Genomic DNA, 13,104 nt, shown 5'->3' with positions numbered 1-13,104 from the left:
GCCGACGCGACATGGATTTTTTGCTTATGCTTCGAACAACAATTGTTCTGGGTCTTCAATCATGTCTTTGATGTGCTTGAGGAACGTCACAGCCTCACGACCGTCGACGATACGGTGGTCATACGAGAGGGCCACGTACATCATCGGACGGTTCTCCATCGTCTCTGCGTCGATAGCAATCGGACGGAGTTGAATCGAGTGCATCCCGAGGATGGCGACTTGTGGTCCGTTCAAGATCGGTGTCGACAAGAGTGAGCCGAAGACGCCACCGTTCGTGATCGTGAACGTGCCACCTGTGAGGTCGCTCAACCCGAGCTTGTTGTTGCGGGCTTTATCGGCGAGGTGCAAGATGTCTTTCTCGATCTCACCGAAGTTTTTGCGATCCGCTTCGCGGACGACCGGGACGACGAGGCCGTCCGGAGCCGACACGGCGATGCCGATGTCATAGTATTTCTTCAAGACGATCTCGTTGCCTTGAATCTCTGCGTTCAAGTATGGCATCCGTTTGAGCGCCGCGACGGCCGCTTTCGTGAAGAACGACATGAAGCCGAGTTTGACGTCGTTATCTTTGACGAACTTCTCTTGGCGACGTTTGCGGAGCGCCATGACGGCCGACATATCGATTTCATTGAACGTCGTCAACATCGCTGCCGTCTGTTGCACTTCGACGAGGCGGTTGGCAATCGTTTGACGACGACGCGTCATTTTGATGCGCTCTTCATCTTTGCCGCTCGCTGCCGGTTGCGGTGCCGCTGCCGGTGCTTTTGGCGCTTGTGGTGCTTGTGCCGGTGCCGGTTTCGACTCGTGGTTCGTCACATCATGGACGTTGATGCGGCCGATCGGGTCGTTCGTTTGGATGGCCGACAAGTCGATGCCTTTCTCACGGGCCAATTTACGGGCCGCCGGTGTCGCGATTGGTCCTTTGCCTGGGCTCGCCACGTGCTCTTCACGGCGTTCGACTTTCTTCGCTTCGCCGACTTCCTCTGTTTTTGTCTCGGCCGGTGCCGGAGCTGTCTCTGTCGCCGCTTCCGTTTTTGTCTTCGTCGCGACAGCCGTACCGCCGCCCGATCCTGAGCTGAGGCGGGCGATCACTTGTCCGACTTGGACCGTGTTCCCTTCGGCCGCCAATTGCTCGTCGAGCGTGCCCGACTCATCGGCCGGCACTTCGATGTTGACTTTGTCCGTCTCGAGTTCGACGATGGCGTCCCCTTTTTCAACGTGGTCGCCTGGCTGTTTGAGCCAAGACGCGACCGTTCCTTCCGTAATGGACTCTGCTAATTCCGGTACTTTGATTTCGATCACAATGAGTTCCCCCTTAACTTATTTACGATCTTTTTGATATGTGCTCGTGCCGGCAGCAGCCGAGACGGCGTCACGTGAGATGGCTTCACGGATGATGCGTGCTTGTTCTTGTTTATGGGCCGTCGGATTTCCTTCGGCCGGGCTCGAACGACGGCGGCGGCCGACGTAGCGAACGTTCAATCGGTTCGATGTGACCGCTTCGAGACGAGGCTCGATGTACGTCCATGCCCCCATGTTTTTCGGCTCTTCTTGGACCCAGACAATCTCTTTCGCGTTCGGATAGCGGCTGATCAATTCACGGATCTCACGGACCGGGAACGGATAAATTTCTTCGACACGGATGATGTGCAGGAAGTCGAGTGACTCCTCTGACTTCATCGTCGCTTCTTGCAAATCGATTGCCATCTTCCCTGAACAGAAGACGAGACGTTCGACTTGATCCGGATTCTCACCGAGACCAACTTGTTCGATGATCGGGCGGAAGTTATTGTCGGACAGTTCATCGACCGATGAGGCTGCGAGCGGATGACGGAGCAGGCTCTTCGGTGTCATGATGATCATCGGACGGACTTGTTCTGTACCGAGCATCTTCGCCTGACGACGCAAGATGTGGAAGTACTGCGCGGCCGTCGACAAATTCGCGACCGTCCAGTTTTTCTCTCCAGCGAGCGTCAAGTAACGCTCCATGCGGGCGCTCGAATGCTCAGGACCTTGGCCTTCATAGCCGTGCGGCAACAGCATGACGAGACCTGATTTTTGGCCCCACTTGGCGCGACCGGCCGAGATGAACTGGTCGAACATGACTTGCGCCGAGTTGGCGAAGTCACCGTACTGTGCTTCCCATAGGACGAGCGTATCTTGGGCGAACACGTTATATCCGTATTCGAAACCAAGTACCGAGCCTTCTGAGAGCGGGCTGTTGTGGACCGAGAACGAGGCGTTCGCCGTCGACAAGTGATGGAGCGGCGAGAACTTCTGGCCTGTCTCGACATCGTTCAACATGATGTTACGCTGCGCGAATGTTCCGCGCTCCGAATCTTGCCCGCTCAAGCGGATCGGCGTGCCGTCCGAGATGATTGAGGCATAGGCGAGCGTCTCGGCATGGCCCCAGTCGACTTTCCCATTGTCCGCGAACGCGTCACGGCGACGGTCAAGCACTTTTTGAAGTTTATGGAACACGCCGAAGCCTTCCGGCCAGACGAGCAATTCATCGTTCAATTGTTGGAGCACGTCACGTTCCACGCCCGTCTCGACGAACGGGAATCCTTTATGGACCGCTTCCGGCAAGACGATGTCGGCATCTTCTTCTTCGGCCGGGACGAGGTCACGGGCCGACTTGAGACGATCCTCAATCGACTGTTCGATCGTCGCCTTGTCTTCTTTCGACATGACACCTTCCGCTTCGAGCACATCTGCGTAGACGTGACGGACCGATTGGTGTTCTTTGATGGCTTTATAGAGCACCGGGTTCGTGTTCATCGGCTCATCCATCTCATTATGACCGTAGCGGCGGTAACCGATCAAGTCGACGAGGATGTCTTTATGGAACTTGGCACGATACTCGCTGCACAGTTTGGCGACGGCGACACACGCTTCCGGGTCGTCGGCATTAACGTGGAAGACTGGAATCTCATAGCCTTTGGCGATATCGCTCGCATAACGTGTCGAGCGCGAGTCGCTCGGGTCGGTCGTGAAGCCGATCGTGTTGTTGGCGATGACGTGGACCGTCCCGGCTGTCCGATAGCCTTTCAAGTTCGTCATGTTGAGCGTCTCGGCGACAATGCCTTGTCCCGGGAATGCGGCGTCCCCATGAATCAAGATTGATGCCGCTTTGTCGTCATGTTGGACTGCCATCCCTTTTTCTGAGCGGTCGTCCTGCGCGGCGCGCGTGTAGCCTTCGACGACCGAACCGACGAACTCGAGGTGACTCGGGTTGTTGGCGAGGTTCAAGCGGACCTCTTTCTTCTCTTCTAACACTTTGCGGTCGAGACCGAGGTGATATTTCACGTCGCCGGACCAACCGAAGTTGATGCCGATCGACCCTTCCGATGGGATCAACTCTTTGTTCGGGGCGTGCTGGAACTCGGCAAAAATCATCTCATACGGTTTGCCGAGCACGTGGGCGAGTACGTTCAAGCGTCCGCGGTGGGCCATCCCGATATTGATATGTTCTGACCCGCTCGAGATGAGGCCGCCGACCATGGCGTCAAGGAGCGGCACCATCGCGTCGAGCCCTTCGATCGAGAAGCGTTTCTGTCCGACGTATGTTTTATGAAGGAACGACTCGAACAACTCTGTCTCGGCTAGACGCTGGAACAGCTCGATTTTCTCGTTCTTCGAGTACTTCGCTTTCAATGCGCCTTGCTCGATGCGGCGGCGAATCCAACGCTTCTCTTCCATATCGTCCAAGTGGCGGAGCTCGATGGCAACCGTGCCCGTATAGACGTCAAGCAAATGACGAGCGAGTTCGAGCGCGTTCGCGCCCGGTTTTGGCACGTCTTCCGACAACAAGTGAGCTGGTACTTGCTCGAGGTCGGCCTCACTCAATCCGTAACGGTCAAATGCAAACAAGCCGTGTTCGCGCGGGTGGTCTTTGAGCGGATAGATATCGGCCGCTTTATGGCCGAGTGCCCGGATATCATTGACCAACCGTGTCGCTGCCACGACTTTCTCTAAATCAAACGATGCAGCCGGCGCGACAGGTGCGCTCGCTTCCGGTGCCCCGTGTTCGTCAAAGTATTGACGCGTCTCCGCGTCGACCGATTCTGGGTCTTCCACATACTGCTCGTACAATTCAACGATATAGCCTAAGTTTGGACCATAAAATGCTTGCACTTCTTCGCGACCGTTCGACGACTCTCCCATTGAATAAATCCCCCTATCCGTTCCTGTGCGTCCGATGTGTGAACGCTTTCATTTTAACATTAAGCACGAAGCAGTTCATCCATCTGATTCGTCCTGCAAAAAGAGCCAAATCTTGCCTCTTTCTCTCCTCTTCATACTACACCTTTCCCTGTGGAAAGACCCTTTCAAATTCACAATTCGTCCATACTATTTCAATAAGTTTTCCTTATCAATTAATTGTGAAATCACCGCTTTGTTTCAACAGTTTCAAAAAAAGGTGAAACCTTGTTTCAATCCAGTCCGTATATAGGGGTGTCCAGTTGAAAAATACTCTAAACGAAAGCAAGGTGACCCTATGTTATCCGTACAAAATGTACACAAGAAAATGGGCCAGACGAACGTCCTGACGAATGTCAGTTTTGACGTCACGCCCGGAGAAATCTTTGGCTTCCTCGGACCGAACGGCGCCGGGAAGACGACGACGATTCGTATTATCACCGGCCTCATGCCAGCAACACACGGCAAAGTGACCGTCGACGGATTCGACGTCTCGACAGAACGCCAACAAGCGCTCAGTCGCATCGGGGCCATCGTCGAAAACCCGGCTTTCTATCCGTATTTGACGGGCCGCGAGAACCTGATTCACGCGATGAATTTGATTCCTGGTCTAAAGAAAGTCGACTTGAACGCCCTCGGTGCCCTCGTCGGACTTGAGACAAAGCTCGATATGAAAGTGAAACAATACTCACTCGGAATGAAACAGCGACTCGGCATCGCCCGTGCCCTGCTCCATAACCCGAAAGTATTGATCCTCGACGAGCCGACAAACGGTCTCGACCCAGCAGGCATCGCTGATTTGCGCAACTACTTACGGCATTTAGCCGACCACCGCGGCATCGCCATCCTCATCTCAAGTCACTTATTGAGCGAGATGGAACTGATCACCGACCGGTTCGCCATCATCGATCAAGGACAAATCAAGTCGGTCCAAGGCGGAGACGGTGAGGCTAAGACGGAAAGTGTCATCCTCTGTAAAGTCGGCCGCGAGCAGATGAACGAAGCGCTCGATGTCGTGGCACTCGCTTTTGATGATGTGAAAATCATTCAACAGTCAGCTGAGACGTTCATCGTCCCGCGTCCGGAAACCGATATCCCGCATTTGTTGAAACATCTCGTCGAACGTGACATCGCCGTCTATCAGATCGGGATGAAACACGAGACACTTGAAGAACAGTTCTTGAAATTGACGAAAAAAGAAGGAGGCACGAACAATGCGTTCATTACTAGCCAATGAGTTCATGAAATGGCGACGTACGATCAAACCGCTCGTCGCACTCGGTATGTACACTGGGATCATCGTCTTAACGTACTTCATCGTCCGGAGCGGCAACAACCCAGGTGACGCGGAAACGTTCGTCAACTATGCGACGATGGCGGCGATGACGTTCCTCGGCATCTTCACGATCGTGTTCACCGCTGAGATGATTGGGAACGAGTTGAAATTTGATACGTTGAAGCATTTGCTCATGAGCCCTTACTCGCGCGATCGAATTTTACTGTCGAAACTTGTGGCCGCCCTTCTCATCATGCTCGCCCAGTTCGTGTTCATTCTTGCCGTCACGTACGGTTTTGCGTTGACGCTCGACGGGGAGTTGACGCTCGAGCAGTTCCGCAATGTCCTGCTTAGCGTCTCGAGCGGCGTGTTCGTCATCTTCTTGACGCTCATGTTCTCGGTCGTCTTCAAATCGGTCGGGGTCGTGATCGGCTTCACCGTGCTCGCAAACTTCGTCTCGACGATGATCGGTGGTCTTCTCATCGCGTGGAAACCGGCCATCGCCAAATGGATTGTCTTCCTACACACGGACTTGTCGATCTACTACCAAAGCCCAGGTTTCATGGAGACGATGGACGTGACGATTTGGTTCTCGGCGTTCTACGTCTTGATTCACATCGTCGCCTTCTATATCATCACGGCGTTCATGTTCCGCAGCAAAACGTTTGCTGAATGACGATTAACGTCTGAACGAGTGTGGTACTTCCTATACAGAGACTTCTTTGAATGGAGGGACCACGATGCCAAAGACGGCGTTACTCATCATCGATCTGTTTAACGACTTCGACTTCGTCGGTGGGGACGACCTGTTTCGACATACGGAGCCGATCGTCGACCCGATTTTGAAACTGAAACGTCACTTTAAAGAGAACGACTGGCCGGTCATCTACTGCAACGATAACTTCGGGCAGTGGAAAGATAGCACCGAGGATATCATCCGGCACGTCGAGTCTTCGAAAGGCAGGGACATCGCCAAACGGATCGCGCCGGAAGAAAAAGAATACTTCATCATCAAGCCGAGACACTCGACGTTTTACGGGACACAGCTCGACATCTTGTTGCGTCAACTTGACGTCACATCGCTCGTCCTGACCGGTGTCGCCTCAGATATCTGTATCCTGTTCTCGGCGAATGACGGCTATATGCGTGAGTATGAGCTCCACGTCCCGCGCGACTGTGTCGCCGCCGAGACGGACAAGCGCAACGACAGCGCCTTGATCGTCATCCACGAGGCGCTTGGCATTCCAATCGATGATGCCGACACATATATAAAAAATGCCCAGGTGTGATAAAAGCCTCTGATTGTCGGACACAGAATCCCAACATTTCAGAGGCTTTTTCGTTACGTTTTCAGCTATGCTTGATATATGAAGAAACAAAGAAGGATGTGACAATATGTATCTCACAATCGGATTATCGCTACTCGTTTGCTTGATTGCCCTCGTCTTCACCATCATGGTCGGACTCGGGAAAGACAAATCAGACTACAGTCAAAAGAAAAGTTGGTCGATGGTGTCGTGGACGTATATCGTCCTGTTCCCAATCTCCTTCGTGGCGCTCGGCCTGTTATACTATTTCATTACCCGATGACCTCGTTCATCGGGATTTTTTATTTAACCGCGACGGTGATCCCGATCGGATAATGGCGTGCCCCCCGTTTCGGTTCGACGAGCACACCTCGTTGATAATAAAATTCGGTCGACGTGAATGACGTAAATAATTCCTCAAACTCGGCCTCGGTGAACTGGTGGACATGGAACAGTTCATTCGTCGGTTGCCCGACCCCTTGCCCGAATGGCGTCGATAACACCAAGATGCCCCCTGGCTTCAAGAGTTGCCACACGTTCGCCATGAACGCCTCATAGTCGGTCACGTGTTCGATCGTTTCGAAGCTGACGATGCAGTCGAACGTCCCGAGTTTCTCCGGCAACGTCCGGTCTAACACGTCGCCTACTACATAGGCCACGTTCGGATGGTGATAGCGGCCTTTCGCATAGCGCGTCGCCTCTTCTGACAAGTCGAGCGCGACGACCTCGGTCACGGTCCCTTTCAAGTTCTTGGCGATCAATTGACTGCCGTATCCGCTCCCGCTCGCAAAATCGAGGACGCGTCCGTTCATGTATAAGAGGGCGAAATGGTAACGGGCGATATGTTCAAGCAACAAGCCGTTCAGCGGGTCCATGCGATCTGGGATGACCCGTTCTCCCGTATAATCTAATGTCATCTCGTTCTCCTTTTCTGATGTGCACTTCTTTCATCTTAGTCTTCCTAAGGCGCGACGACCACAAAAAAAGAGAAAAGACTGTTTCCAATCTTTTCTCTCTTCATTATTGAGCTTGTTTGAAGCGGAGTAAATCTGAATAGATGAGCTGGTCGTTCATCTCGAGGATTTTGTTCGCTTCTGATTCAAGTGGTGTACACGCCTCACCGTCTTCTGCGACTTCGCCAGTCTTGGCGTCATAGCACATCGACTGCGTGAACAGATGGTCTTGCGTCACGACCGTCCCATCACGGAAGATGGCGCGGTCATAATGCTCTTTCGAGAACAAGTCGTTCCCGAATCCGACCTGTTCTGACGTATCGATTCCAAGCAAGTGCTGAATCGTCGGGTTCATGTCGACATGACTTCCAATCGTCTCGTGCACTTCACCTTTGTCTTGTCCCGGCAAATGAATCGCGAACGGGACCGCTTGGAGCTTGGCGACGTCGTATGGCGTCAACTCGTCTTTCCCGAGCAAATCCGCCATGGCGGCGTTATGGTTCGTCGAGATGCCGTAATGGTCGCCGTAGACGACGAAGATCGTGTCATCCCACATGCCGTTCGCCTTCAACTCATCGATGAACAACCCGAGCGCGTAATCCTGATAGGCGAGCGCCTGCGGGAAGTTGTTGAGTGTCGTCGAGTTCGTCTCAAATTTCGGGACGAGCTCGTGCTTCTCACTCGGCATCGTGTACGGGAAATGGTTCGTCAGCGTGATGAACTTCGCATAGAACGGTTTTGGCAGCTCTTCGAGCATCGGTACCGATTGGCGGAAGAACTCATCATCGAGCAGACCCCACTCCGTCATATCCTCAGGGTTCCCGAGGTCGTAGCTGGCTTCGTCAAAGAACTTGTCGACGCCGATGTTTTGATACATCTGGTCGCGGTTCCAGAACGACTTGTTGTTGGCGTGGAATACGGCCGAGTAGTAGTTATCTTCTTTGATGACTTCTGGTAACGCGTTGTATTCGTTATCGGCGTTCGTGAAGTAGACTCCTCCACGCGAGAGGCCGTAAAGCGAGTTATCGAGTGCGAACTCGGCATCTGACGTCTTCCCTTGGCCGGTCGTATGGTAATAGTTCGGCCAGTAGTGGGATTCTTCGATCAGTTTGTTCAAGTTCGGCGTGATGTACTCGCCGTTCGACGCTTTCATGTTGTGCGTGAAGTTTTGAGCCGACTCGAACGAGACGACGACAACGTTTTTGCCTTTATACTTCCCGAACATCTCCGGGTCTGGAGCCGCATAGTTCTGACGTGTGAAGTTCTCGACTTCATCCAATTCAGATCCGTCTGCGAGCGCCTTTTGGGCCGATGTCTTCGTTTGAAGCATGGCATCGTAGACGTGGAAATTGAACGTTCCTAAGTTTTTGACCAACAGTTCCCGGTCGAACGAGCGCGTGAGTAACTCTGGACGCTCCATTTCCGCAAGGACGAGGTTGAACCCGAACATGGCGGCGGCTGCCGTAAATGTGATCAAGACGCGGCGCTGTGACGCTTGGCTCGTCTCTTTCATTTTCCATAGTAGGAACGGGAGCACGACGAGATCCCCTAACAAGAGCAAGTCTTTCCATTCGAGAAGCGAGAGGAATGACGACGAGAGCGTCTCCATGTTCGACGATTGGAATAGGACTGGTACGGTCAAGAAATCCGTGAACTCACGGTAATAGGTCGTATCCGCGAACAAGATGAGCGAGGAGACGAGATATAGACTATACAGCGCCCACTTCCTCTTATTTCCCCCGAAGAAGAAGCTGAAGGCGAACAAGAACAACGTGAAGCTGAGCGGGTTGATGATGAGAATGAATGCCTGGACCAGATTCTCGGCCGGCATGTTGAAGAAGAACTGATACGCGATCAGCGACTTCGTCCATAACAAGATGGTGAACATCCAGAACAGACGATGTGTTTTGAACGAGTCGAGCGCCGCTTGGCGGAATCGGTCCATTCTTCCTTTCGATTGATTCGTGCGATTCATGTAAACACTCCTTATATGGAATTCAAGTGAAAGGTTCATTTTCTTTTTTAGACGTATAGCCTCTATTTTAACGTTCTTGTGAACCCGATTCAACTAATTGACGTTTACAACTATACATAAACTTAACAATTCCATTGCAGTCTTTACACAAAAAAAGGCTACCAAGTCGCCTCAGTAGCCATTTAACATTGATTCGCTTAACCGATAATGTCCATCCAAATTTTTACTGTACTCGCTAAAATCAGTAACGCCAAAATCATTTGAAGTGACTTCGTCTTCATGTTCTTACCGACGTTTGCACCGAGCGGTGCCGCAATCAAACTCGCGATGATCATGATGACGGCAGGTTCCCACACGATTTGATCGGTGATGATTTTCCCCGCTGTCGAGCCGATTGACGAGATGAACGTGATGGCGAGCGAACTCGCGATCGCCATCTTCGTCGGAATCCGGAGCACGACGAGCATGATCGGCATCAAGATGAACGCTCCTGCTGCCCCGACGATTCCTGCTGCCACCCCGACGATGAACGCCGAGCTCGCTGCAATTACTTTATTGAATGTGACTTGGTCGAGCGGAACATCCTCGACGTTCTTTTTCGGTAAGAACATCATGATTGTCGCAATCGTCGCGAGCACGGCATAAACGACGTTAATCAAGTTCTCAGACAAGAGCGTCGAGCCGTAGCCGCCGATGAAACTCCCAATCAAGACAGCGACACCCATATACAAGATGAGCTGTTTGTTCAAATAACCACCTTTCCGGTATGCATAAATTCCACCGATCGTCGCGAAGAAGACTTGAATCGCGCTGATTCCCGATACTTCGTGGGCGCTGAACGCCGCGAAGCCGAGGAGCGGTGGAATATACAACAACATCGGATATTTAATAATCGATCCGCCAATTCCGACCATCCCTGAAATGAACGACCCGATAAAGCCGATCAAAAAGATGGTGATGATAAATCCAAATTCCATATCAATTCCTCCAATTCCCTACCCTATATAATAAGTAAGTTTTTATTTTTGTTCCCAGGCAATCATGCCGCCCGAGACATCATAAATTTCAGTGTAGCCACGTTCTTTCAACAGTTGTGCCGCTTGGGCACTTCGATTTCCGCTCCGGCAGATGACATAGATCGGTTCATCTTTCGGATAAGGCAATTCGGTTTCATTTAATGAAGAAAGTGGTGCGTTCACCGCTCCTTCGATATGCCCCCCCTCGTATTCGTCTACTTCTCGGACGTCTAACAAGGTTATTTCTTCGTTTTCCAATCTGTTTTGTAGTGTTTCCACGTCGATTTTTGTGATTCCAGTCTCTTTGGACGTGAAAAGGACGATTCCGATCGTCACTAGCACCAAAATCGATAAAATCAGCATTAATTTCTTCAATTTTCGACCTCCGATTCTTTTTCTTGCATTCAGTATACCTCAGGGGGTATATTAAAAACAACGAAAGAAACTCACTTCAAAAACTCTACAATCACAAAGGAGATCAATGACTCATGAAAACCATTTCGACAACTGAACTAGAAACATTGCTTCAATCTGATGAAACACTCAACTTGATTGATGTTCGGGAGACAGACGAATTTGCAGGTGGCCACATCAAGCAAGCGAAAAACGTGCCACTCTCTGAATTCGGTGCGAAAGTCGATGAGCTCGATCGTTCGAAACCGATTCACGTCATCTGTGCAGCAGGCGGACGAAGCATGAACGCTTCGGCTTACCTTGATTCACTCGGCTTCGATGTCATCAACGTCGATGGCGGCATGATGAGCTGGACGGGCGAAACAGTCTAACAATCTTCTATATATATATTTCAAAAACGACAATCGTTTACAGTCAACTATTCTTAGGGGGTATTTCACATGTTATTACGTTATTTCTATGATCAAAAATTAGCACAAGCATCTTATATGGTTGGTTGCCAAATGACCGGCGAGGCCGTCGTCATCGATCCGGCCCGTAACATCACACCTTATCTTCAGGAAGCTGAAAAAGAAGGCATGAAGATTGTCGCGACGGCTGAGACTCACATCCACGCCGACTTCGTCTCAGGTTCACTCGAGCTTGCGAAACGTACCGGTTCAACGGCTTATCTATCAGACGAAGGCGACGCGTCATGGAAATATGCATTCGCGAAAGACATCGACTCAAAACTCGTCAAAGATGGCGACACGTTCAAAGTCGGTAACGTCACACTCGAAGTCATGCATACACCAGGGCACACGCCAGAACATATCTCGTTCTTGCTCTACGACCGAAACCAAACACAACCAATGGGTATCTTCACAGGCGACTTCGTCTTCGTCGGCGATATCGGTCGTCCTGACTTGCTCGAAGAAGCAGCCGGTGTAAAAGGAACGACAGCAATCGGTGCCGAGCAAATGTTCGACTCGCTCAAGAAGTTCAAAGATCTTCCTGACTTCGTTCAAGTTTGGCCGGGTCACGGTGCCGGAAGTGCCTGCGGGAAAGCGCTCGGCGCCATCCCGACATCGACGGTCGGTTACGAGAAAGCGACGAACTGGGCGCTTCAAATGACAGACAAAGACGCGTTCATCAAAGAGTTGACGACGGACCAACCAGAACCGCCGAACTACTTCGCGATGATGAAAAAAGTGAACAAAGAAGGCATCCAAGTCACGAACGAAATCGCTCGTCCAGAAGTCGTCGGTTCGGACCGCCTCGATACGCTCGTCGAGGAAACACAAGTCGTCGATACGCGTAAAGGGGAAGAGTTCGCCAAAGGTCACGTCCCAGGCACAATCAACATCCCTTACAACACGAAGTTCGTCTCATGGGCCGGCTGGCTCGTCAACTTCGACAAAGACATCACGCTCATCGCGAGCGCGGAAGATGTCGATCAAGTACAGACGGACCTCCAATCAATCGGTCTCGACCGTCTCCGCTTCGTCGTCCCAGTCGAAGAACTCGGTCAAGAACTGTTGACGGAAACGTACACAGATGTGACAGCGGAACAAGCGATCGAGTCGGCAGAAAAAGGTGACGTTTTCGTCCTCGATGTCCGAAATGCGACAGAATGGAACGCGAGCCACTACGAGAAAGCCGAGCGCATCCTACTCGGTAAACTGGCACGCGACCATGAAGGTCTCCCGACAGATCAAACAATCGCCGTTCACTGTGCATCTGGCGTCCGTTCACGAATGGCCGCGAGTGTGCTTCAATCACTCGGCTACAAGGATATCCAAAACATCCTCGGTGGCTATGGCGCAATGAAGACTGTCCTCAATGCAGAACAAATCGGCTAATGCTATACTACAAACAAAGAAAGCGCCCACTAAACTGTACCCTGAGTAGTAGACACTAAAAAAAAGTCTACTGCTCAGGGTTTTTGTGTACACTGGACTAAATCATATTGGGAGTGAAT

12 protein-coding genes are annotated in these 13,104 nt (G+C 51.7%); 6 read left to right on the top strand and 6 right to left on the bottom strand.

Features of this window, described 5'->3' with window-relative positions; translation table 11 throughout:
- Nucleotides 1–24: 24 nt before the first annotated feature.
- Both odhB and KNP06_RS14065 read right to left on the bottom strand, forming a co-directional pair.
- The gene (odhB, locus tag KNP06_RS14070; RefSeq protein ID WP_214789437.1) at nucleotides 25–1,302 is read right to left on the bottom strand and encodes a 2-oxoglutarate dehydrogenase complex dihydrolipoyllysine-residue succinyltransferase; all 1,278 of its coding nucleotides are present in this window, start codon (nucleotides 1,300–1,302) and stop codon (nucleotides 25–27) included.
- An 18-nt stretch (nucleotides 1,303–1,320) separates the two neighbouring features.
- The gene (locus KNP06_RS14065) at nucleotides 1,321–4,167 is read right to left on the bottom strand and encodes a 2-oxoglutarate dehydrogenase E1 component (protein WP_214707964.1); all 2,847 of its coding nucleotides are present in this window, start codon (nucleotides 4,165–4,167) and stop codon (nucleotides 1,321–1,323) included.
- A gap of 334 nt (nucleotides 4,168–4,501) precedes the next feature.
- Here KNP06_RS14065 and KNP06_RS14060 point away from each other — a divergent pair, with 334 nt between their 5' ends.
- From KNP06_RS14060 to KNP06_RS14045, 4 genes are all read left to right on the top strand, one after another.
- Nucleotides 4,502–5,440, top strand: a complete 939-nt coding sequence (locus KNP06_RS14060) for an ABC transporter ATP-binding protein (RefSeq protein ID WP_034776668.1) — start codon at nucleotides 4,502–4,504, stop codon at nucleotides 5,438–5,440.
- The gene (locus KNP06_RS14055; RefSeq protein ID WP_034776666.1) at nucleotides 5,418–6,155 is read left to right on the top strand and encodes an ABC transporter permease; all 738 of its coding nucleotides are present in this window, start codon (nucleotides 5,418–5,420) and stop codon (nucleotides 6,153–6,155) included. Before KNP06_RS14060 ends, KNP06_RS14055 begins: the two co-directional genes overlap by 23 nt.
- A 64-nt stretch (nucleotides 6,156–6,219) precedes the next feature.
- On the top strand, nucleotides 6,220–6,768 hold the full coding sequence (locus KNP06_RS14050) for a cysteine hydrolase family protein (protein ID WP_214707960.1): 549 nt from the start codon (nucleotides 6,220–6,222) through the stop codon (nucleotides 6,766–6,768).
- Between the two features lie 106 nt (nucleotides 6,769–6,874).
- Nucleotides 6,875–7,069: a hypothetical protein gene (locus KNP06_RS14045; protein WP_138859834.1), complete on the top strand. Its 195-nt coding sequence runs from the start codon at nucleotides 6,875–6,877 to the stop codon at nucleotides 7,067–7,069.
- 19 nt (nucleotides 7,070–7,088) lie between these two features.
- Here KNP06_RS14045 and KNP06_RS14040 read toward each other — a convergent pair whose 3' ends face one another.
- The 4 genes from KNP06_RS14040 to KNP06_RS14025 form a co-directional block, all read right to left on the bottom strand.
- The gene (locus KNP06_RS14040; RefSeq protein WP_214707958.1) at nucleotides 7,089–7,703 is read right to left on the bottom strand and encodes a class I SAM-dependent methyltransferase; all 615 of its coding nucleotides are present in this window, start codon (nucleotides 7,701–7,703) and stop codon (nucleotides 7,089–7,091) included.
- A 103-nt stretch (nucleotides 7,704–7,806) separates the two neighbouring features.
- Nucleotides 7,807–9,714, bottom strand: a complete 1,908-nt coding sequence (locus tag KNP06_RS14035; RefSeq protein WP_214707956.1) for an LTA synthase family protein — start codon at nucleotides 9,712–9,714, stop codon at nucleotides 7,807–7,809.
- Nucleotides 9,715–9,911: 197 nt separating this feature from the next.
- Entirely contained in the window at nucleotides 9,912–10,691 is a 780-nt protein-coding gene (locus tag KNP06_RS14030; RefSeq protein WP_214707954.1) for a sulfite exporter TauE/SafE family protein, read from the bottom strand.
- Nucleotides 10,692–10,733: 42 nt separating this feature from the next.
- A complete protein-coding gene (locus KNP06_RS14025; protein ID WP_235420128.1) occupies nucleotides 10,734–11,105 on the bottom strand; it encodes a rhodanese-like domain-containing protein in 372 nt (123 codons plus the stop codon).
- A 113-nt stretch (nucleotides 11,106–11,218) separates the two neighbouring features.
- Between KNP06_RS14025 and KNP06_RS14020 the strand changes: the two genes are divergently transcribed.
- Nucleotides 11,219–11,515, top strand: coding sequence for a rhodanese-like domain-containing protein (locus tag KNP06_RS14020; RefSeq protein WP_029595926.1), 297 nt, complete (start codon nucleotides 11,219–11,221; stop codon nucleotides 11,513–11,515).
- A 69-nt stretch (nucleotides 11,516–11,584) separates the two neighbouring features.
- Complete coding sequence (locus KNP06_RS14015; protein ID WP_034776653.1) at nucleotides 11,585–12,985, top strand: MBL fold metallo-hydrolase; 1,401 nt, start codon at nucleotides 11,585–11,587, stop codon at nucleotides 12,983–12,985.
- Nucleotides 12,986–13,104 lie beyond the last annotated feature (119 nt).

The sequence above is a fragment of the Exiguobacterium sp. s21 genome, from assembly GCF_018617975.1.
GTDB lineage: Bacteria > Bacillota > Bacilli > Exiguobacteriales > Exiguobacteriaceae > Exiguobacterium > Exiguobacterium mexicanum_A.
Note: the sequence above shows the minus strand (reverse complement) of the source record. Positions and strands in the feature narration are given on the sequence as shown.